Source organism: Lactobacillus acetotolerans DSM 20749 = JCM 3825 (assembly GCF_001436775.1).
GTDB classification, from domain to species: Bacteria; Bacillota; Bacilli; order Lactobacillales; family Lactobacillaceae; genus Lactobacillus; species Lactobacillus acetotolerans.
In genome coordinates, this window is the sequence record NZ_AYZC01000019.1 from 1 (window position 1) to 22,275 (window position 22,275).

At 36.8% G+C, this 22,275-nt stretch carries 19 protein-coding genes and 2 pseudogenes; 4 read left to right on the top strand and 17 right to left on the bottom strand.

Annotation, left to right across the window (positions count from 1 at the left end):
- Positions 1-73: 73 nt before the first annotated feature.
- Positions 74-2,602: a M1 family metallopeptidase gene (locus tag FC77_RS04055; RefSeq protein WP_056970235.1), complete on the bottom strand. Its 2,529-nt coding sequence runs from the start codon at positions 2,600-2,602 to the stop codon at positions 74-76.
- A gap of 218 nt (positions 2,603-2,820) precedes the next feature.
- Between FC77_RS04055 and FC77_RS04060 the strand changes: the two genes are divergently transcribed.
- The gene (locus FC77_RS04060) at positions 2,821-3,186 is read left to right on the top strand and encodes an aggregation-promoting factor C-terminal-like domain-containing protein (protein ID WP_056970236.1); all 366 of its coding nucleotides are present in this window, start codon (positions 2,821-2,823) and stop codon (positions 3,184-3,186) included.
- Positions 3,187-3,254: 68 nt separating this feature from the next.
- Here the strand turns inward: FC77_RS04060 and FC77_RS04065 are convergent, their stop codons facing one another.
- Positions 3,255-4,214 (bottom strand): hypothetical protein, encoded by a 960-nt coding sequence (locus tag FC77_RS04065; RefSeq protein ID WP_056970237.1) that lies wholly within the window; start codon positions 4,212-4,214, stop codon positions 3,255-3,257.
- Between the two features lie 136 nt (positions 4,215-4,350).
- Here FC77_RS04065 and FC77_RS04070 point away from each other — a divergent pair, with 136 nt between their 5' ends.
- Positions 4,351-5,601 (top strand): MFS transporter, encoded by a 1,251-nt coding sequence (locus FC77_RS04070; protein ID WP_056970238.1) that lies wholly within the window; start codon positions 4,351-4,353, stop codon positions 5,599-5,601.
- A gap of 63 nt (positions 5,602-5,664) precedes the next feature.
- Here FC77_RS04070 and FC77_RS07990 read toward each other — a convergent pair whose 3' ends face one another.
- The 10 genes from FC77_RS07990 to FC77_RS04115 form a co-directional block, all read right to left on the bottom strand.
- Positions 5,665-5,841: a hypothetical protein gene (locus FC77_RS07990; protein WP_156171255.1), complete on the bottom strand. Its 177-nt coding sequence runs from the start codon at positions 5,839-5,841 to the stop codon at positions 5,665-5,667.
- A gap of 303 nt (positions 5,842-6,144) precedes the next feature.
- A complete protein-coding gene (locus FC77_RS04075; protein WP_054681745.1) occupies positions 6,145-6,651 on the bottom strand; it encodes an O-acetyl-ADP-ribose deacetylase in 507 nt (168 codons plus the stop codon).
- A 238-nt stretch (positions 6,652-6,889) separates the two neighbouring features.
- Entirely contained in the window at positions 6,890-7,747 is an 858-nt protein-coding gene (locus FC77_RS04080) for a sugar ABC transporter permease (RefSeq protein WP_054681743.1), read from the bottom strand.
- A 2-nt stretch (positions 7,748-7,749) separates the two neighbouring features.
- Positions 7,750-9,108 carry a carbohydrate ABC transporter permease gene (locus FC77_RS04085; protein WP_056970239.1) on the bottom strand — a complete coding sequence of 453 codons (1,359 nt, stop codon included), beginning with the start codon at positions 9,106-9,108 and terminating at the stop codon, positions 7,750-7,752.
- A gap of 74 nt (positions 9,109-9,182) precedes the next feature.
- Positions 9,183-10,406, bottom strand: coding sequence for an extracellular solute-binding protein (locus tag FC77_RS04090; protein ID WP_056970240.1), 1,224 nt, complete (start codon positions 10,404-10,406; stop codon positions 9,183-9,185).
- A 98-nt stretch (positions 10,407-10,504) separates the two neighbouring features.
- Complete coding sequence (locus FC77_RS04095; RefSeq protein WP_056970241.1) at positions 10,505-11,611, bottom strand: ABC transporter ATP-binding protein; 1,107 nt, start codon at positions 11,609-11,611, stop codon at positions 10,505-10,507.
- Positions 11,612-11,631: 20 nt separating this feature from the next.
- A complete protein-coding gene (pgmB, locus tag FC77_RS04100) occupies positions 11,632-12,294 on the bottom strand; it encodes a beta-phosphoglucomutase (RefSeq protein WP_054681742.1) in 663 nt (220 codons plus the stop codon).
- Positions 12,279-14,552 carry a glycoside hydrolase family 65 protein gene (locus tag FC77_RS04105; protein ID WP_056970242.1) on the bottom strand — a complete coding sequence of 758 codons (2,274 nt, stop codon included), beginning with the start codon at positions 14,550-14,552 and terminating at the stop codon, positions 12,279-12,281. Before FC77_RS04105 ends, pgmB begins: the two co-directional genes overlap by 16 nt.
- 162 nt (positions 14,553-14,714) lie before the next feature.
- A complete protein-coding gene (locus FC77_RS04110; RefSeq protein ID WP_056970243.1) occupies positions 14,715-16,439 on the bottom strand; it encodes a glycoside hydrolase family 13 protein in 1,725 nt (574 codons plus the stop codon).
- Positions 16,440-16,450: 11 nt separating this feature from the next.
- Positions 16,451-18,109, bottom strand: coding sequence for an alpha-glucosidase (locus tag FC77_RS04115; RefSeq protein ID WP_056970244.1), 1,659 nt, complete (start codon positions 18,107-18,109; stop codon positions 16,451-16,453).
- A 315-nt stretch (positions 18,110-18,424) separates the two neighbouring features.
- Between FC77_RS04115 and FC77_RS04120 the strand changes: the two genes are divergently transcribed.
- Complete coding sequence (locus FC77_RS04120; protein ID WP_054681740.1) at positions 18,425-18,640, top strand: hypothetical protein; 216 nt, start codon at positions 18,425-18,427, stop codon at positions 18,638-18,640.
- 303 nt (positions 18,641-18,943) lie between these two features.
- Here the strand turns inward: FC77_RS04120 and FC77_RS04125 are convergent, their stop codons facing one another.
- On the bottom strand, positions 18,944-19,366 hold the full coding sequence (locus tag FC77_RS04125; protein ID WP_056970245.1) for a flavodoxin family protein: 423 nt from the start codon (positions 19,364-19,366) through the stop codon (positions 18,944-18,946).
- A 19-nt stretch (positions 19,367-19,385) separates the two neighbouring features.
- Positions 19,386-20,228 (bottom strand): aldo/keto reductase, encoded by an 843-nt coding sequence (locus FC77_RS04130; protein ID WP_056970246.1) that lies wholly within the window; start codon positions 20,226-20,228, stop codon positions 19,386-19,388.
- Positions 20,229-20,332: 104 nt separating this feature from the next.
- Between FC77_RS04130 and FC77_RS04135 the strand changes: the two genes are divergently transcribed.
- Complete coding sequence (locus FC77_RS04135) at positions 20,333-20,728, top strand: MerR family transcriptional regulator (protein WP_056970247.1); 396 nt, start codon at positions 20,333-20,335, stop codon at positions 20,726-20,728.
- A 67-nt stretch (positions 20,729-20,795) separates the two neighbouring features.
- Here the strand turns inward: FC77_RS04135 and FC77_RS04140 are convergent.
- The 3 genes and pseudogenes from FC77_RS04140 to FC77_RS04150 form a co-directional block, all read right to left on the bottom strand.
- Positions 20,796-21,093 (bottom strand): annotated as a pseudogene (locus FC77_RS04140) (carboxymuconolactone decarboxylase family protein).
- Positions 21,093-21,515 carry a cupin domain-containing protein gene (locus FC77_RS04145; protein WP_056970248.1) on the bottom strand — a complete coding sequence of 141 codons (423 nt, stop codon included), beginning with the start codon at positions 21,513-21,515 and terminating at the stop codon, positions 21,093-21,095. The pseudogene FC77_RS04140 and the gene FC77_RS04145 overlap by 1 nt, the downstream one beginning before the upstream one ends.
- A gap of 13 nt (positions 21,516-21,528) precedes the next feature.
- A pseudogene (locus FC77_RS04150) lies at positions 21,529-22,274 on the bottom strand (SDR family oxidoreductase).
- Position 22,275 lies beyond the last annotated feature (1 nt).

Sequence of the window (22,275 nt, forward strand, 5' to 3'; positions counted from 1 at the left end):
GCAAAAAAGCCAGAACCGACGAGGGTTCTGGTGACTTTTAGTACTTTCAAGTTTCAGCTTTATAACTTGTAAATTACAAAGCCTCTTTAACTGCCTTATTAACAGCAGCTTTTTCTTTTCCAATCAATTCAACCTTAGTTTCAATGACCTTGGTATCCATTTTAATTTCACGAGTCAAACCTGGTGTATTAACTTTTGGTTCGAAGAATGCTTTGAATTCTTGTAATCTCTTTGGAGTATGGAAAATATTTGAAGTAACAGTAATGTAAGTAGCAAATTCCATGTCACCACCGACTGTCTTTTCAAGCCAACTCCAATCATTTCTAATCCAATCCCAAGCAAATTGTTGACCATGAGCATTCATCAAAACATTACCATACCAACCGCGTAAGTCTTGCGGTTTAATAATATCGGCATTCTCAAAGTCAGCAACTATCTTTTTAATCTCTTCTGGATCCTTAGTAAAGGTTACCGCACCTGTAATATCATTCTTATAAGATGGATCAGATGTTCTTTGATACTCTTTAATCAATTGATCAATTAGGCTACTGTCGCCAAAGTTCTTGACTTCATTAATTAAAACAAAGGGACGAATAGCAGCATTCATAGCCTCTAAATTATCTTTATTTTCATTGAATAGTTTATGAGCTTCATTAATTGAATTCTTATTATCTGCATAAAGACTTGCGCCTAATTCGTAAGGTCGAATTTGCTTATCTTCATCATTTTCATCTGGCTTCGGATTCCAGCCAAGGCGAGCAACCTGCTTTTCAGATAATTTATTATAAAATGCCTTCAAATTCTTTTCTTCTTCAGAACCCGGGGTTACAAACTGGAGAAGTTTGCTTGCAGTTGAATATAAAGCATTGATTACCAAACTTGATTTAGAATCTGCAAATTCAGTAAGTATTGGAACAATTTTTGCATAAGATATTTGCTTACCCTCTGCCAAAAGTCTTAAATCTTGAAGCAATTGTAACTTAGAAATTGGATTTAATTTATCCAATTCTGACATAATATCTTTCATTAAGGTTGCATCATATTTAACAATAAAGTGTGAATTGTTACCAACATTCAGACGAAGTGGGTGACCAGCTTTATTCCGCAAATCTTTGTAGCTGCCTAAATCAACTTGCTTTTCAGACATAATCTTAGGTGCGTCAAAGTTTGCATTCAATGGAATTTCCCATTTTCTGCCTACATCTTTACCTTTACCGATAAAGAATTGCTTTTGACTTAAAATCAAATGACCATTCTGATCAACTTTGGCATTAACTACCGGATAGCCAGGTTGCTCTAACCATGAGTGCATGATTTTACCAATATCTAAATCGGTAGCCGTAGAAAGTGCATCCCATAAGTCATCGCCAGTGGCATTACCATATTTATGGTGATCAAAGTAGTACTTTAGACCCTTTCTAAGTGCGTCATCACCAAGAAGGGAACGAACCATAACCAACAATCTCGAGCCCTTAGCATAAACAATGGCAGAGTCAAACAAAGAGTCAATTTCAGCTGGATCATTAACCTGAACGTGAACCGGTTGAACGCCGTCAGTTGCATCCCTGTTTAAAGCAGCTGGGACTTCAGTAGTTTGGAACATTTCCCAAATATGCCAGTTTGGCTCTAAAGCATCAACGGATAAGTATTCCATCATATTGGCAAAACTCTCGTTCAGCCATAAGTTGTCCCACCAATTCATAGTTACTAAATCTCCGAACCATTGGTGTGATAGTTCGTGAGTGATTACCGTAGCAACCATCTTCTTCATTTCCAGAGTGGTATTGTCTGGATCCAGCAGAAGATAGGCTTCACGATAAGTTACCAATCCCCAGTTTTCCATAGCACCAGCAGAAAAGTCTGGCAGTGCAAGTTGCCAAGAATGATCTAACGGATACTTGGTTTGGTAGAAGTCTTCATAAAATTCAATTGCGCGTTTAGCAATATCTAAAGCAAAGTCCAATTCCTTGGGTTTATGTGCTTTAGTAGCAAATACCCCTATCTTGACACCGTCATTAGTTTTGGTCATCTTAGATTGCATTTCACCAAAGGCAAATGCGACTAAATAACTAGACATACGGACAGATTTTTCAAAGTAGTGGATACCATTCTCTACTTTAACTTCTGGCATGTTGGCAATCGCAATCTCACCATCATGCTCATCAAACTTAAGTGCTAGAGAAAAAGTAGCTTTGGCTTCTGGTTCATCAACACATGGAAAGGCCTGCCGAGCGGCGGTCGTTTCAAATTGAGTACCAATAAGTTCCTTCTTAACACCGTTAACTTCGTAATATGAAGGATAAATTCCCATCATTGAATCAGTAAGCGGAGCGCTATAGTCAATTTTAATTGTAGTTTTACCAGTTTTACCTAAATCGATCTTAATTGCTTCATCTTTATCACTAACAGTGAAAGGTACATCCTTACCATCAGCACGAACAGAAGAAATCTTCATGTATTTTTGATTAATGCAGATGGTAGCTGATTGTGCCTCACCAGTAATAGTTGAAGTACCATTAATTATCTTTTTAGCCCGGTTAACATCGATAAACAAATCATAATGTTCGGGATGAAAAGTTTCATAAAAACGTTTAACTGACATATTGTTGCCTCCTAAATATTAGCTACTCTTATTATAAAGCTTATCAAAATTAATATTAATTAACTAAAGAAAGAACTTAAATATTGATTGTAAGAGTCACGTGTTGTTTTTGTAACATAGCCGTAACATTTGGCTTGTATCATAGAAAATAGTCAATGAGAAATAATTAAGTAACGGGATTTAGATAGTGTCTGAGCTATCTCAGGAGAAGAAATAAATTGAAAAATGTTAAATGTACTTTTGTTAAATTAATTGCTGCCTTAGCTTTGGCATTTTCTTTTACAATTGTTGTTCAAAGTTTTACAACTAACACTTCTACTGTCCAAACAGTTCAAGCTGCTAAGAAATCTAAATTATCTAAGAGTGAAAAAGCCGCTAAGCACTGGATTGCAATGCATGAATCCGGTGGTAGTTATACTGCTAGAAACGGTGTTTGTTACGGCAGATATCAATTAAATATCGGTTACTTACACGGTAACTATTCAAAGAAGAACCAAGAAAAAACCGCTGATAATTACGTTAAAGGCCGTTATGGTTCATGGGTTAATGCCAAGAAGTTTTGGTTAGCTCACCACTGGTATTAAAAATAAATAAACAATTAAATTTCCCGTTAAAAAATACAGATTAGTAAATTACTAATCTGTATTTTATTTTACTTAAAATTATCTCGTTTAATTACCCGGTAAATTGAAACAACTAATACTATAATCGCACAAGCTATCGCTATATAAGCCATCTTACCAACAACTACGGCTTGTTCAGCTGCTTGCTGACTTATCTGATTTTCCACCGCATAACCAACAATCCATTTACGCATCAAATGCGGCGTCAGAACAAAGCTAACAGTAGAAACAATTGAAGCAAGCAAAGTAAAATTTCTTGAATATGGTTCCCTAAAGAACTGAGAAATGACACAAAATGCTGGGGCAATCATTAAAAGCAAAATCCACATAATAATCATCCGACCAGAACTGCTGCTCATCATCTGTGCACTATTGGTAGCATACCGATATGAGCCCCACAATTGGCCGCCAGTCAAAGTGTTAAGCAAACCTAAGAAATAGGAACCCTGTTGACCATAAACGCCACCACGTCCTGATAAAGCTCCTTGAATGACCTGGAGGCTATCAGTAGTGCCAGTTGACGGAAAATTAATCGTTACAACTTGCTTCATGTAAGTTGCCAAAAGCATAACGATTGAGCCACCAAATTGAATAGCACGCAGCATACTCAACTTTCTGGAAGCTTTCATCTTGAATTCAAGACTAAGTACTCGGTTTGGATGGTGACTATGCCCAATGACAAAAATACCAATAATAACTAGAATAACCAGTGCACCCAGCAGCCACCATAATTGGGCCATTATAAAGAAGATAGCTAAAACAATAATGGCAACTGCAACGTAAGGCCGATCAGAAAAAATTTCCCAAATATTCAGTTTTTTAACAGGTGGATGACTAACATGACCATTAATCCTTGTCCTCGTGTTTTCTATTGGAGCTGAATTTCTTTCATAATTTGAATCAGATATTGTCGGTTTTACCGGCTCCTTTTTTCGATTAAGATATTTTTTACGGTATTCGCGCCGTGATATATGCGAGTCCTTAGCCATAGAGCAAATCTCCCTTCAAAATTAATATCCTATCATTTTTCTTCACGACTTATTCTTTTTTAGTAAATCTTGAGAAATTTTTAGTAAATCTGTGTGTGCTAAAATAAAAATTATAATGTTTTAATTCAAAAGGATGATGATATTGACAAAATCGTACAGGTTGCCAGCAGGATGGCATAAAGCATTTTATACATTATGGTTAGGCAGTTTCATCACAGGTATGGGTTATTCCATGACGATGCCTTTCATTTCACTATTCATTGCAGATTTGGGTCATTACAGTAAGCTGCAAATTAACCTTTATTCTGGGCTTGCCTTTGCAATGACTTTTATCGCTCAGGCGATCGTATCACCTTACTGGGGAAGCCTAGCCGACAGAAAAGGCCGTAAACTCATGTGTATGCGTGCATCAGGAGTTATGGCTTTAACTATTACTTTAACTGGTTTTGCTCCAAATGCAATTTATATCATCGTAATGCGGTTTATCCAAGGGGCTTTTTCTGGTTACATCAACAATGCAACCGCGCTAATAGCAGGTGAAACGCCCCACCAACGCAGCGGTTGGGTCATGAGTCAAATGATGACCGCCGGTACTGCGGGCAACTTAGTCGGACCACTTCTAGGTGGCCTACTTTCCAGTTTCTTCGGTAATATCTTTGGTGGTGCTTGGGGATACCGGATTCCCTTCTTTATCACCGGCTTTTTAATGTTACTTACATTCTTAGGTACAACCTTTTTAGTTCACGAGGACTTTACTCCGATCTCTCGTGCAAAGATGAAGCCAATGAAAGAGATTATGCATGACTTGCCTAACCTTAAATTGATTATCATCATGTTTGTCACAACTATGCTTGTTCAATCGGCAACCATGTCCATCGATCCGATTGTTTCATTATATGTAAAATCCATGATGCCTAACAGCAAAAATGTGGCTTTTGTAGCCGGAGTTGTTGCAGCTACACCAGGACTTGGTACATTGGTCGCTGCATCTAAGATTGGTCATAAAATGGACGACGTTGGTCCATTACATGTCCTTAGAATAGGTTTGATTATTGGAGCTGTCTTATTTGTCCCAATGGCATTAACCAAATCACCATGGATTTTGGCTGGTCTGCGTTTCTTATTAGGGATTGCCAGTGCAGGAATGTTGCCAGCAGCCCAAACAGTTTTAACTTTGAATACTCCGCCACAAAGCTTTGGCCGGATTTTCAGTTATAACCAATCTTTCCAGGCAGTTGGCTCAGTCTTAGGAGCTTTAATGGGATCAACTATTTCAGGTTTATCTAACTATGCTACAGTTTTCTGGACAACTGGCTGTACCCTATTAATTAACTTCATCTTAGTAGTGGTCTTTGCTTGGGGAATATCTTACCGCCATAAAAAATAGAATTATTTATACAAAAAGCGTGATCTTTTCATAAGAACACGCTTTTTATTCTTCTCTTAACATTTAATCTGGCATATCTTTAGTTAATCTAACTTCTTCTAATTTAACACGTCCATCAGGTAAATCCTTAAAACTCATGGCATAAGAAACCTTATTGATTGTGCCAGCATAATAAAAAAGGTTTCTAGATCCTTGGTTATCTGAATCTATTTTAACTGTATAATTATGAGCTTTTTTCAAAAGATTATAAGTCTTTTTATCACCAGAATATTTCTTTAAATTTTTTTATTATTTAAAGAACTGATAACTATCCTACTTAAACCATAATCTGTATATGAATCTGTTAAACACATCCAGCCCCATATTGTTAAAAATAATAATAATAATATAATAATTAAAATTATTAGAATAGGCTTTATAAAGAATCTTTTTAATTTATCCATTTTAATTATGTTCCCATTAAAGTTGTTTTTATAAATAATTATATATAATTTCTCTATTTATACAAAAAGCGTGATCTTTTCATAAGGCCACGCTTCTTTTTTACTGTGCTGCTACTTCTTTAAACAGATTATACATTCCAGTGTCATAAGCACACATTGTTACTTCCATTGGATAATTAGAATTTTTATCTAACCAGTTATTCACCGCTTTAAATGCAATCTCTGTTGCTGCTTTTACCGGGAAACCATAAGCACCAGTAGAAATCGCTGGAAAAATAATGCTATATAAGCCATTTTTCTTAGCCAAATTAAGGCAGCTAATATAACAGGACTTAAGCAATTTATTGTCATCTTTAGTACCTGAATAAATAGGACCAACCGTATGAATTATATATTTTGCAGGCAAGTTATATCCCTTGGTAATTTTAGCCTCACCTGTCTCACAACCATGAAGTGTACGACATTCTTCCAATAATTTCGGACCGGCTGCCGCATGAATTGCACCATCAACACCAGCACCGCCAAGTAACGAATTATTGGCAGCATTAACGATGGCATCAGCCTTCATTTTGGTAATATCACCTTGAACAACATTTATCTTATTCATTACTTTACCTAATCCTTTCTTGAATTCTTTTTCACCTTTTTTAATTTTGTTCATCAAGTATTTATTAGAAGTTATAATTTCAGTTTCACTTTGCGAGGTATAATTATTTTTTCTATTCATTAATTTATCTCTCCATTATTTATAAAACTACTTATATTTTAACGCTTATAACTATTTCAAAACATCAAAAAAAAGCATCCCTTTTCAAGGATGCCTTTAAGCATAAGCAAATATTTAACTAACCTTTATCTGCACCAGCAGTAATACCATTGACATAAAACTTCTGCATAAAGATAAACAAAATTGTAATAGGAATAGCGATAACTACACACCCTGCAACGAATTGTGCAAAGTACTGTGTGGCATTGCCTTTCGCATTGTGGACCATGTTATAAAGCCCATAGGCAATCGTGTAATTCTTAGCATTTCCAGAAGTCGATAAAATAATTCCTGAGAAAATGAAGTCTGTCCATGGAGCAATAAATGCGGTCAAAGCGGTATAAACAATCATTGGCTTAGATAGTGGCAAACCAATATGAGTAAAGATTTGCCATCTTGTAGCACCGTCAATTTCAGCGGCTTCATCAATTGACCGCGGAATTGTATCAAAGAATCCTTTGGCAACATAGAAGCCTAAGCCAGCACCACCAACATAAACCAACAGTAAACCGCCAAGGTTTAACATATTCAAGCCTTTTAAGATGTAGTACAAAGCAATCATTGACATGAAGCCTGGGAACATCCCTAGAACCAAAGCAATTTGCATGAATGGTTTTCTAAATGCGAAGCGAAGCCGTGATAAAACATAGGCAACCGAGATCGTTAAGAAGGTTGAAATAATCATTGACAATGTTGAAACTACTAAAGTATTAATAATCCAATTACCAATCGGATATTGTGGGTTAGTAAAAATACCAACGTAATTTTGAAGAGTAAATTTCTCTGGCCAAAAGGTTGAAACAAACCCCGTATTATTATAGGAAAAGCTGGCTAAGATAATCCAAATTATTGGTAAAATCCAAATTATTGCTAAAAGAATTAACAGGACATACCGGAAGATTAATGAAAGTCGTTTTTGATTTGTATAAGACTTCATTTTTAGCCCTCCTTAAATGCATTAGTGTGTCTGTATGCAAGTAACGAGAATACCGCACTAATGATAAAGATCAAAATACCTAGTACCGCGGACGCGTTGTAACGCTGCTCTTGCCCGAAGGTTAAATTATACAGCCACGTTACCAGCAAGTCGGTCGAACCAGCACCATTATAATTATTGTTCATCGGCGCACCACCTGTCAGCAGGAAGATAACATTAAAGTTATTAATGTTACCGATAAATTGTTGAATAAGTGATGGGGCCATTACGAATAGAATTTGTGGGAAAGTAATTGAACGGAATATTTGAACCGCATTGGCACCGTCAATCTTAGCAGCTTCAATTTGATCAGTTGGCAGATTCTGAATAATTGCAGTTGATACTAACATTGAAACCGGAATACCAATCCACATGTTAACGATAATAACCGTGATTCGTGCCACCAATGGTGAAGCCTGGTTATCAATAAAGTGAATTGGATGAGCAATCATACCGATATTCATCAATATAGTGTTCAAAGCACCTTGGTAATCCAGGAATTGTGCCATCATAAGTAGAGAAACAAATTGTGGAACAGCCCAAACGATAATGAAAATCGTTCGCCAAAATCCCTTATGTTTGATACCTTTAGATTCAATCAACAGTGCGAGTAATACACCAAAGAAGAAAGTAGTAGCAGTGGCCATTACAGCCCAGACCAAAGTCCAACCCAATACTGGGAAGAACGTACCAGCTAAGTCACCACTCAATACGTTGCCGAATGCTTGGAAACCTGTCCAAGAAAAGGCGATCGGGTGTTGTCTATCATAGTTGGTAAAAGCCATCGAAATCATGAAGACCGTTGGCAAAATGGTAAAGAACAAAATTCCTATTAAAGGAACTGCCATCAATGTTGAGTGCAAACGTGTATCAAACAAACTGGCAATTTCTTCTTTATTAGTTGGAATATGCTTCCCATCACGTTTCAAAATATAATTTTTTCTTGTTGAACGTAAATTAATAATGTATAAGTAAACGATAGCCAAACAAAGAATAATGGCTAAGATACCAAACAACAGAATCAAAACTGAATTTGAAGGTTGTTTAGTTACATAGACTCCCTGAGAAGCATCGTATACAACTTTCTTACTCTTATTAGATCCCAGTGTAACTAACATGCTTAAAGCAGAGATACCACTAAAGATGAACCAAACAATAAAAATGATTTCTGAAAGTAAGAGCGCAATTCCTTTTACCCATTGTTTATTTGCAAGGGCATTGCTACCCATCAAGATAAACGATAGTTTGGTGGCTATACTTCCTTTAGTCCATACTTCTCGGTAAGTTGCTTTAGGAGCTACATGTTTTTTCTTTCTAAACATAACTTCTCCTCTATCTTAAGCGAAAAGGTTGGAGAAAATATAAACCAACCTTTGCTTATGCTTTTAAAGATTAACTATTTCTTTTCGACAGTCTTAGCAAACTTCTTAAGCTGTGCCTTGTATTGTGACGGCTTAATCTTGCCATCATAAGTACCACTAATTAATGGAGCCGCACCATTCCAGAATGCAGCCATTTGTGGTAATTTCGGTTGTAATACAGAGTTACCTGGCTTAGCCATTTCAATAACTGATGTAGCAACTGGATCGCTCTTAACTTCTGGTGAATTTATAGCACTCTTAAGTACAGGAATTTGACCTGCTTCTTTATGAGTAATGAGTTGTGCCTTCTTGTTAGTAATGTAAGTAGACAATTCAGAGGCAGCCTTAGCATTCTTAGTATGTGAGTTTACAGCAAAGCCTTCAATCCCAAGGAATGATTCCATTTGGGCAGTCTTACCGCCTACTTCAATAGTTGGATACTTAGCAACTGCAAAATTCTTACCTAAAATCTTCTTAACATTAGCTGCGTTCCAAGGACCGTCCAAAATAGCTTGAGCATGACCCTTCTTTAATTGGTTCAAAGCATTAGAAGATTGCATAACACCTTTATTCTTCTTTTGTGCAGCAAACCACTTCATAGCGTTAACACCATTTTGTGAATTAAAGGTTGAACCCTTAAGGTCTTCACCGTTGTCACCATATAACTTAGTGCCTGCAGAGAAGAATACTGGCCACATAACATAAGCATTAGTAAAGTCAGTAGCAACTACACCTTTAGAGGTTAAAGTCTTCCAACTCTTAACGTCGTTAGCAGAAAGCTTTGATTTATCATAATAAATTGTTTGTGCTTGTTGTGCGTATGGATAAGCGTACATCTTACCCTTCCAAGTAACACCCTTTGCAGCTTCAGTAACGTAATTATTCTTAACATTTTTAGTTGCTTCTGGTGACAATGGGTTAATGTAGCCTGCTTCTGCCATTTGGCCTAATTGATCATTAGGTACTTCAAAGACATCGGCTGCCTTTGTTGGATCCTTACCAACGTCTGTCTTGGCATTAGCTGAACCATTTGGTCCTTGAGTTACCCGCACCTTAATGTTCTTGTGGGTCTTAGTGAAGTCCTTAACGATCTTCTTATAATAAGGTACTTGTTGGTTATCAACCCAAAGGGTTAAACTTGCGCTCTTATTACTATTACTGTTCGATGATGAATTTGAAGAACCTTTAGAGCAGGCAGCTAATGATAAAGCTGCAAGCAATGCGGCACTTCCTAAAGCCATTTTCTTCCAAATCTTCATGACTTTTCCTCCTAAAAAATGAAAACAACATATAATTTCTAACAACAACAGTTATAAACTGTTCAGGTTGTATGCTTATTTAAAATAAAGAACAATTATTAATTAACAATTGCCTTTGTGGTGTCCTTGTCAAAGAAGTGAGCTTTGTTAACATCAAAACCCATCTTGACCTTGTCACCTGGTTGATGATAGTCACGGGCATTTACGTTAGCTACAAACTCAGTTCCATCAACTTTTTGATAAAGTTGAATTGTGGCCCCTAGTAATTCAGAAACAACTACCGTTGATTCAATAACTGAATTTGGCCAAGTCTCTAAGAAGGCCTGTTCAGAGTGAATATCTTCCGGACGAATCCCAAAGATAACATCACTATTATCATAACCCTTTTCTTCTAATAATTTAGACTTACCTTCAGGAATTGCAATATCCAAACCTTTGCCATCGGCAATTCGGCCATTGCTGTAATGAACGTTAAAGAAGTTCATTTGCGGTGAACCGATAAAGCCGGCAACAAATTGGTTAACTGGGTGGTTATAAACCTCTAGCGGTGTGCCGATTTGTTCAACCTTGCCAACAGACATTACGACTACCCGGTCGGCTAAAGTCATGGCTTCAGTCTGATCGTGGGTAACATAAATCGTGGTAGTACCTAAGTTCTGGTGCAACTTGGCAATTTCAGCACGCATAGAAACACGCAGCTTAGCATCCAGGTTAGACAGCGGTTCGTCCATCAAGAAGATCGGGGCATCACGCACAATGGCACGCCCTAAGGCGACACGCTGTCTTTGACCACCGGATAACTCGGCTGGTTTCTTATCCAGGTAATCTTGCAATCCCAGGATATCGGCAGCGTGGTTAACCCGCTTATCGATCTGGTCTTTCTTGTAGTGGCGCAGTTTCAAACCAAAAGCCATGTTGTCGTAAACCGTCATGTGCGGATACAAAGCATAGTTCTGGAAAACCATGGCAATGTGGCGGTCCTTTGGGGCAACATCGTTCATCACTTTATGATTGATTTCCAAAGTACCCTTGGTAATGTCTTCCAAGCCGGCAATCATTCTTAAAGTAGTGGACTTACCACAACCTGATGGGCCAACAAAGACGATAAATTCCTTATTTTTAACGTGCAGGTCAAAGTCACTTACTGAATAATGATCATTGCCTTCATATTTTTTATAGATATGGTTTAAATCTACCTCAACCATAATTTCTCCTTACTTCTTCATTACTTTTGATTGAAAACTTGTTCAATCTTACTTAATTTCAAATCAGCTGTAGTCGGCACTACGTAATCCGCACCTTTCAGCACATTTTTATCACCGATACCTACAGCAAATTGCCCAGCAGCTTTAATTGATTGAACTCCAGCAGCAGCATCTTCAAAACTAATTACTTCATCAGTCTTAAAGCCTAAAAGTTCTTGAGCCTTTTCGTAAATTTCAGGATCTGGTTTACCGTGATGAAGAGTATTAGGATCAACAATGCCATCAAATTCATCCATGATACCTAACTTTTTCAAAATTCTAGGAGCATTCTTTGAAGCGGAAGCAATATCCATCTTTAAATTCTGCTTTTTGGCATCTGCCAATAATTCAGGAATTCCTGGCAAGATATCCTTTGGTGTCATCGAATCAACCAATTCCAAGAATTTTTCATTCTTTTCGGCAGCAAATTGTTCCTTTTCTTTTTCAGAATATTTATTTTCTTGACCACCATATTTCAAAATAAGATTTAATGAATCCATTCTGGAAATACCACGAAGGGAGTCAAGTTGTTCAGAAGTTAAGTTGATTCCGAGTTCCTTAGCTAAATTATTCCAGGCCGTTAAGTGAAAACGGGCTGAATTAGTTAAAACCCCATCTAAATCAAAAATTAATCCTTTAAGCATGTTGTTTCACCTTCTTTAAGTTCAAGTTTCTTATCTTTAACCGTAACCATAAGCTTTTCTCCTTTAATTAAGGTCAACTTAATTTCTTTGTGATCCGCATAACCCTTAATTAGGCGGCCACGGTAGTTAATCTTAAAACTGTAATGGTCCCAACTATCAGGGACAAATGGGTTAAATCTCAATTGGTTGTGGTCATAACGCATCCCTGCAAAGCCTTGAACAATCGCTAACCAGGAACCGCTCATTGACGTTATATGTAAGCCGTCAACCGTATCATTATTGTAATTATCAAGGTCAAGGCGGGCAGTTCTTTCATAGAAGTTAACCGCTTGTTTTTTCTTGCCTAATTCAGATGCAAGGATTGAATGAATACACGATGATAGTGAACTTTCGTGCACCGTTAATGGCTCATAAAAGTCAAAGTTTCGTTCTTTTTCTTCCTTAGTGTAACGGTCATTTAAGAAGTAAATTCCTTGCAGAACGTCTGCCTGCTTGATAAATGGTGACCGCAAGATCCTATCCCATGACCAATGCTGATTAATCGGCCGTTGGTCTTTTGGAATTGAGCTAGCCGGACGAATATCTTTATCCAAGAAATCATCTTGCTGTAAGAAAATCCCTAACTTTTTATCTTCTGGTAAATAGATATTGTCAACTATATCCTGCCACTTGGCTTTTTCTTTATCACTAACGTTAATCCTTGCTTGGGCTTCTTTACTTGCCTTTGGCAGCCTCTCTAATGTGTATTGGAGAAGCCATCTGGCCATCGTATTAGTAAACCAGTTGTTATTAACGTTATTTTCGTATTCATTTGGGCCGGTAACACCGTGGATAACATATTTGTTACGCCACTTAGAGAAGTGTACCCGATCGGCCCAGAACCTTGAGGTGGCAACTAAAACATCCATGCCGTCGTTTTTAACGTAGGAATCATCACCGGTATAATTTGTGTACTGGTAAATCGCAAACGGGATATCTGCATTCCTATGAATCTCTTCAAAGGTGATTTCCCACTCATTGTGGCATTCAATTCCGTTAAAGGTAACCATCGGGAACAGCGCACCTTTAAGTCCTTGCTGTTTGGCATTGTGATAAGCACCCGGCAATTGATCGTGCCGGTACTGAAGCAATGCCCGCGTAACCTTGGGCTTAGTCACACACAAGTACATCGGAATGATGTAAGCTTCGGTGTCCCAATAAGTGGCACCGCCATACTTTTCTCCGGTAAAGCCTTTAGGACCAATGTTTAAGCGCTTATCTTCACCGTAGTAAGTCATAAACAGCTGCAAAATGTTAAAGCGGATGCCTTGTTGTGCCGCAGCATCCCCAGCAATCACAACGTCACTCTTGTCCCAACGCTTTTGCCAAACTGCCGTATGATCAGCCAAGTTTTCCGCAAAACTCTTAGCCTGTAATTTCTTCATTAAAGCAGCGGCTTTTTCGTCCTGCTCATCTGGCTTAACGTCACGGCTTGTTACCACGATGACGTCTTTTTCAAGGTCGTAGCTTTCGCCTTCATGCAAGTTAACTGAAAACTTTTCACTTAATTTTGCCTTATCAGTAGTTACATCACCCCGAATGATTTGACCGTTATGGCGCAGGCTTTCCTTTAAAAGAACCGTAAAGCGCGGAACCTTATAAGGATTAGCCTTTGTTTCAACTTTGATTGTCCGAGCAGCTGCATTTTCACCACGAGATATCCAAAAATGTTCATCGTAGTTACTGTCTTCATTAACAACCGTACCATCAAGGGTTGAATCAAAATCAATTTTGGCGTTACCAGAAAGAACCGTTATTTTGACTTGAATCAATGCTGCCTCTTTCAAAGTAATATGAAGAAAACGTTCAAATTCAAATTTCACTTTGACGCCCTTTCCTTCATAAATAAAGCTTCTTGAGAGAAGTCCTTGGTGCATGTCTAATGAAAAAGTAAAATCGCTAAAGTTAACTTTGGCTAAATCAAGTTTTTCACCATTGATTGTGATGCCAATGCCGATAAAACTTGGTGCATTCAAGCTTTTGCCAAAGTATTCAGGATATCCGTTCTTCCACCAGCCAACCCGGGTTTTATCAGGAAACCAAACACCAGCTAAATAGGTGCCTTGCAAGCTATCGCCTGAGTAACCTTCTTCAAAGTTACCACGCATGCCCATATAGTCATTGCCGATCGCAGTCAAACTTTCTTGTAATCGTTTATCTTCTGTTGAAAATTTATGAGTCGTGACCTTCCAAGGGTCAATTTCAAAAATTCGTTTCATTTATTTCTCTCCCACTTTTGTGAGGTGTCCTTTGTTTACGCTTACATTATGCCCGGCTTGAAATCGCTTTACAATAGTAAATCAACTGTTAACGGTATCAGAATTAACCAAAAAAGAAGCTAGCTTATGCTAGCTTCTTTAAATTCAATATTAGCTTAGATTTTAGTGTTTAACTGTGATCACAAAACCCTTAGCCTTTAATTGGCCATTTTCATAGTTTTGACTCAAATTACTTTGCGTATCCACTTTTACGCTGTGGCTCGTAGTATTAAAGTAAGCCGTAATTTGATCTTGTCCTTGACGCTCAACCTTAATTAAGCCTTCTGGGGTAGTGGTCAATTTAATCTTTCCTTTGCCTAAGGTAGTGGCATACTTCAACCTAAATTCAATTAAAGCATGAACCTTCTTCCAAATAGGACTATCCTTCTTGCTCCAATCCATTGGCTTACGGCAATCGGGATCTTCACTACCGGTCATTCCCATCTCGGTACCATAATAAATACACGGACTGCCAGTTTGAACAAACATAAAGGTTAAAGCTTGCAATGCCAATTTTTTATCACCGTGAGCGACCGTAAGTAAACGGGCTGTATCATGTGAATCTAGCATATCAAGCATGGCCTGGTTATTCATATCCCGGTACATCATTAATTGATCGGTCAAATGTTCCGTCAATTCTTTAGCGGTCTGGGTCTTCTGAAAGAAATGTTCCTCAATCTGTAAGGTATAAGGATAGTTCATTACCCCGGTAAACTCGTCACCATTAAGCCACGGACGGGCATTATGCCAAATTTCACCAACAATATAAAAGTCAGGTTTAATTGCGGTAACGGCATCATGAAATCTGCGCCAGAAATGATGGTCAACTTCGTTAGCAACATCTAAGCGCCAGGCATCGATATCAAAATACTTGACCCAGTAAGTAGCAATTTCCAGTAAGAAGTCTTGCACTTCTGGGTTAGCCGTATCAAGCTTAGGCATATGCTTTTCAAATGCAAAAGTTTCGTAGGCTGGATCGCCTTCACCCTTAGTTGGATCATTAAATGTGGTTACTGGGAAATGTTTAATATGAAACCACTTGGCAAAGCGGGATTTCTTACCGTTTCTAACTACGTCTTGCCACTGCATCGATTGGTCGCCTAAGTGGTTAAAAACTGCGTCCAGCATGACCTTCATCCCCCGCTTATGCGCCTCATTAACAACCTTTGCAAACAAGGCTTTATCACCAAAGTCAGGATCAATTTGTAAATAATCGATTGTATCGTATTTATGGTTAGAACTGGCTTTAAATACCGGGCAGAAATAAAGCCCGTTTACACCTAATTCTTGCAAGTAGTCTAAATGATCGAGCACACCCTGCAGATCTCCACCATAGTAGTCTTCACGGCCAGGATGATCGTTAGGATTCCACAGCTTTGTTCCCTTAGGGTCGTTACTTTTATCACCGTTAGCAAAACGTTCCGGAAAGATTTGGTACCAAACGGTGTGTTTTACCCAGTCAGGAGTTACATCCATATCAATCTTATGGAAATATGGTACCTTAAAGTAGCTCCCATCTGACGCCAGGTTTTTTTCATTAAAATCATAGACTCCCCGGTCACCAACAATTTTATGGGAACCGTCTTCACCAATAACTTCAAAGGTATATTTAATCCGGCGATACGGGGCGCGAAGTGTTGCCGCCCAATGATCTTCTACCTGGCCTTCGCCAACTTTTTCTAACTTAATTGTTTTATCGGTAGAAGTCGACATATAGTTATCCGTATAATGCGCAATAACTTTTTTCACATCATTCTTGGCTGTATGAAATCTTACCCGAACATGATGTGGGCTAATAACAAAACAATCTTCACTTTCAGTTCTGTGTCTAAGTGCAGCTAATTGCATTTTATCTTCCCTTACTTTCTAGTTAATACGACACCAGCATATGGCATCAAGGTTAATTTCCCATTTGTTAATTGATATTCACCCGCCGCTAATTTTTCTGCAGTGTATTCCTTGGGAATTTTAACACTAGTCTTTTCTGGGCTGAGTGATACCGCCACAATTGCACTTCCAGTAGCTAAGTCACGCTCATAGACATAGCTATTTTTATCAGTTGCAAGTAAATAATAGCTCCCTTTTTGAAATAAATTTGTCTTTTTCAAGGCGATTAATTTCTTATAAAAGTTGAACATACTGGTTCGATCATTAACTTCATCTAAAACATTGGCCTGATCAACTTTCTTACCCGCGATCCAAGGAACAGCAGTTGTAAAACCGTTCCCCTTTGCGCTATTCCAAGGCATTGGGCCACGAGCTGGCAATTTATGAGTTAAACTAGCCATCTTCAAGGCATCTTGTTTACTTTTACCGGCCTTTTCTGCACTTTGAACAAAGTCAGCAACCGTCTCATCTTTAAATTGCTCGGTATCAGAAAATTCAAGATTCTTTAAGCCTAATTCTTCGCCATAATAAATAATCGGCAGTCCGCGCTGCAAGTACATTAACATAGCTAAGCTACGTGCCTGCGTGGCATTTTGGGCAAAGCGGGTTGCTAAGCGTGGCATATCATGGTTATTCCAATAAAGGGTAGGCTGCGAAATGCCGGTTAAGGTCTGTTGCCAAACAATCTGGTTTTGCTTAAAAGCCGTCATATCAAGTTTCTTAGGCTGGTACTGCTTAGAAAAGCCCGGATCAGTTTGACTATCATCTTCGGTAAAGTAGCGAAAGGTAATGACACTGTCCATTAAGTGATTTCGTTTAGCAGTATAATCAACTGCTAAATTAACACTTGCACTCGCTGCTTCTCCTAAGAGTAACGCATTAGGATAATCCTGCTTAATCTGTTCACAAAATGGCCGCATCCATTCTTGAACCTGCGGTAAGTTGGCAAAGAATGGCTCAGCTACTACCGGTTGGTCATTATTATCTTGAGTTGGAAAGTTTTGCCGCAGATCAGCTTTTGCAATGTGAATAAAAGCATCTAGCCTAAGCCCATCGATACCTTTAGCCAGCCAATATTCAGCCACTTCTAGCATTGAATGACGTACCTCAGGATTTTTCCAGTTTAAATCGGGCATCCGTTTATCAAACAGGTGAAAATATGACTCGCCTGTTCCAGCAGGGTCTGGTTCCCAAACACTGCCGCCAAAGAAGCTGCCCCAATTATTCGGACGTTTATTATTTTTACCGGCAAAAATATAGTAGTCACGGTAAATACTATGAGGATCTTTGATGGCATCTTGAAACCAAGGATGCTGATCAGAAGTATGATTCAAAACAAAATCCATAACGACGTGCATCCCGGCTTTGTGAAATGTTTTAATCAAACTATCCATATCTTCCATCGTCCCCATATGCGGATCAATAGCAAAATAATTTGAAACATCATAACCGTTATCAACTTGTGGTGAAACAAAGACAGGATTGAGCCAAACCGTATTAATACCTAATTTTTGTAAGTATGGAATTCGTTTACGAATCCCGTTTAGATCCCCAATTCCATCATTGTTGCTGTCTTGGAAAGATTTGGGATAAATCTGATAAATAATTGCATGATCATACCAATGCGTCATAATAAAATTCCTCCAAAGACAAGTTTAAGGGAAAAGCGAAACCGGTTTCAATAGTTTAGGCAATGTTATCGCTATCAAAAATAGTAGTAAGCAATTAATTAAAAATGCTATCACAAAAAAAATTTATAAAGGAAAAATAAAATGCGTAAATCTAAGAAAACAAGTTGGTCGTCAATAATCTCCAAAATACTTATCATACTTACAATACTCATTACATTATTTTTTATTTTCTGGAGGATAATTTGCCTAAAAGATACTTATAACAATTATAGTTTAAGCAAAATAGTCACCACTTCTATAAAGAAAAAAAGCAATTTGAAGAAATATTCTGCCGATGTGGCAACTTATAACTCTTTGAAAAGTTTTCACCGCTATACCGTTAAAATGGATTCGGATGATCAGGGATCACAAAACCTACTTTATTACGTTGGCACGATTAATCAGCATTCTTATGGCATAACTTTCACCACTTTAACTAATGGCCGAATTAAGTTGCAAGAAATTGAATTATATAAAAACATGCAAAATTAGAAATAATATTTAATTAATCTATTTATTATTACAATGGTTGCGCGCTCGGGTGATCATGATGACCACCCTTTTTATGCTGTAATTTATTTTCTACTGATAATACTAACGATTTGAAATCACAAAATGAAGCAATTATTTTACCAAATAACAAAAAATTAGCCTTAATTTATCTTTATAAAACATTGATAAGTTAAAGTTAATCGATTCAAATAATTCTAAATATATGAAATAGAATTTAGAAAAAAAAGATTAAGTACACTAAAAGTATTTAATCTTTTAACTATTTATTTCAATCTACAATTTCTAAACATTAGTAACTGTTTTTTTGAAATTCATATTAAATCGTCTAGAAACATGTTCCCAAACGTGTTTAACGTGTGGAATAGTATCTTGTGGTGCTGAACCATCTATTATTAAATAAAGATTTTTACCAGAAAATGGATTGTTTTCGCCCATAACATTAGTCATCCGATCAATCATTATTTTCATATATGCAGACATGGAAGACCAATAAACAGGTGTACCTATAATTAAAACATCAGCTTTTCGTACTTGTCCACATAGTTCATTAAATTGATCATTTGAGGTATTTTCTTGTCCTAATGGATAAATATGATAATCTGCTAAATTAAAAGTTTCATAATCCTTACCCTTTAGTAATTGTCCAGCTAAATTTGCTGTGGTTCCACCAGGATTAGCACTTGCATTTATAAATAAATATTTCACTTTGAATCCCCTACGTATATTAATGTAAATTAATAAGATTTTTGATCATTTTCGGATCTCTATGATCAAAGAATTGACTTTCATTCTTATCCAATGTAGATATTTTATTTAAATCGTCGTCACTAAGTTCAAAATCAAAAATATTAATATTTTCTTTCATATGATTTATATTGAAAGATTTTGTTAAAGAAATAATACTGCGTTGAATTTCCCATCTTAAGATAACTTGACCAACACTCTTAGAATATTTTTCTCCAATTGATTTTAAAGTTGGATTGTTGAAAATATCATGTTTCCCTTCAGCAAAGGCAGCCCAAGCTTCAGGCTGAACATTAAAAGACTTCAAGTAATCGATTGATTGTTTTTGCTGGAACCAAGGATTAACTTCAATTTGATTAACGGCTGGCTTTATATCATTAAAAAGAGCTAGATTAGTAATTTGATCATCATAAAAGTTAGAAACTCCAATCGATTTTACTTTGCCCTCTTTTTGCAAATCTTCCATAGCACGCCACGAACCAAAAACATCCCCATATGGCTGATGAATAAGATATAAATCAAGATAATCTAAATTTAAATTTGTTAAAGTTTGTTCAAATGCTTTTTTAGTTTTACTATATCCCGTATCTGTTAACCATAATTTAGATGTGATAAATAAATCTTCACGATCAACATTTGAATCTTTAATACCTTTACCAACCGATTTTTCGTTATAGTAAGATTGAGCTGTATCAATTAGACGATAGCCAATACTAATGGCATCAGTTACCGCTTGGGCACATTTCTCTGAATTCTGCATTTGAAAAGTACCAAATCCGGCTGCAGGTATTTTATTACCATCATTTAATTTGAAATATTTCATAATTTATAGCTCCCTTATTAGAATTTAACTATCTTAACTTTACAGCTTAAAGTATACTTTAATGCAAGTGATTTATTATAATATAGTTTAGAGGATATTTAATTATGAATATTGATGAAGCAAGTAAAGAAATGCAGGTAAGCAAGTCGACTTTGCGTTATTGGGAATCAGCTGAATTGATCCCTAAAGTTGCAAAAAATAAAAGTGGCTACCGTGTTTATAGTGAAAAAGAGCTAAATTGGATATTTTACATTAAATGCTTGCGTAAAGCAGGAATGCCAATCGGAAAATTACGTGAATTTGTAAATTTATATCGTTCTTCTTCTAATAAAAGCAAGAGAAAAAACTTATTAATCGAACAAAAAAACACGTTATTAAAACAAAAGAGAGAAGTAGAAAAAACTTTAAATTATTTATCTTACAAAATTGACAATTTTGATACGCATATGCTCAATTACGAAAATGAGAAATTAGCTTATAAGCAAAAAATTAAAATTTAATCATAAAAAATTATTTCCAATGTACAAAAAAGCAGCTTTGACAATCTATCAAAGCTGCTATTAATTTTTATTTATTTGTGTAAATTTCTTTTGCATAATTCATGGCTGACCATGCTTTTGGCCAACCAGCATAAAAGGCTAATTGAGTAATCAATTCCACCATTTTTCTTAGCAATTTTTATATGATCCTTTAGTTGCGGCACACCTTGGGTCATAAGGCTAGCTACCGTAATTAGGCTACGATCATGTGCAGACATTTTGTTTTCACGTGACCAAACCTCTCCAAATAAAACATCATCATTTAATTGCGCAAACTTAGGTGCAAAGTCACCTAATCTATCGCGTCCTGCTGTTTGTTTCTTCATTATTTATTTGCTCCTTTCGCAACTTCTTCGTATTGTTTATCCGTTACCGGCTCTAACCAAATAGCTTTTCCCGCAGTAATTGCAATGTGCGAAAACCAACTATTCTTAGTAGCACCATGCCAATGTTTAACGTCATTATGCGTAACAACGACATCACCGGGTTTTAATAAGCGAGCTGGCTTACCAGCTTCTTGGTACCAGCCTTCACCACCAGTAACCAATAAGATTTGAAAACCGTTATGGTGCTTATGCCAATTGTTCCGACATCCTGGTTCAAAGGTAACGTTGCTAACAGAAACATTAACTTTAGGATCATTGACTAAGGGCTCTAAATAACTTTTACCAATAAAGTCTTTAGCATAAGCAACGTTTTCTTTACCTAAGGGAAATATAATCCCTTTTTTAACATTTTCGTTTTTCATATTTTTTCCTTTCTTATACTTCTTGTTTAGTTGGATAAATTGTAATATCAGCTATATCAACCGATTCAGGTTGCTCTATAGCGAAATTAACTGCTCTGGCAACTGCATCTGGAGTAATAGCATAATTCTTATACAATTTATCTAACCCATCTTTGGTTGTTTGATCAGTAATGGTGCTTAATAAATCAGTCGCAATTGCAGCTGGATACAAGGTAGTGGTTCTAATATTTGTCTGTTCTTTAGCACTTTCCATACGAATAACATTCATAATATTTCTAACAGCATATTTAGTTGCACCATATACTCCAGAATTTTCAAAACTTTTAATTCCAGCTACAGAAGAAGTGGTAATAATTTGCCCTGATTTTTGCTTAGTAAAGATTGGCATTACAGCGGCAATACCATTCAGAACGCCTTTGATATTAACATCAATCATCTGGTTCCATTCTTTAGTATGAAGGGCACTCATCGCTGAGTTAGGCATAATTCCTGCATTGTTAAAAATTACATCTAACTTACCAAATTTAGATTGAGCTAATTTAACTAAATTCTGTAAATCTTGTGCATTAGTTACATCGTTCTTTGATAGATAGCTTGACCACCATTTTGATTGATACTATCCATAACTTTTTGTAGTTTGCTTTCATTTCTGGCAGCTAAAACAACTTTAGCTCCGTTTTTTGCTAATAATTGTGCACTCGCAGCACCAATACCAGAAGAAGCTCCAGTAATAATAATTACTTTGCCTTTAACACTCATA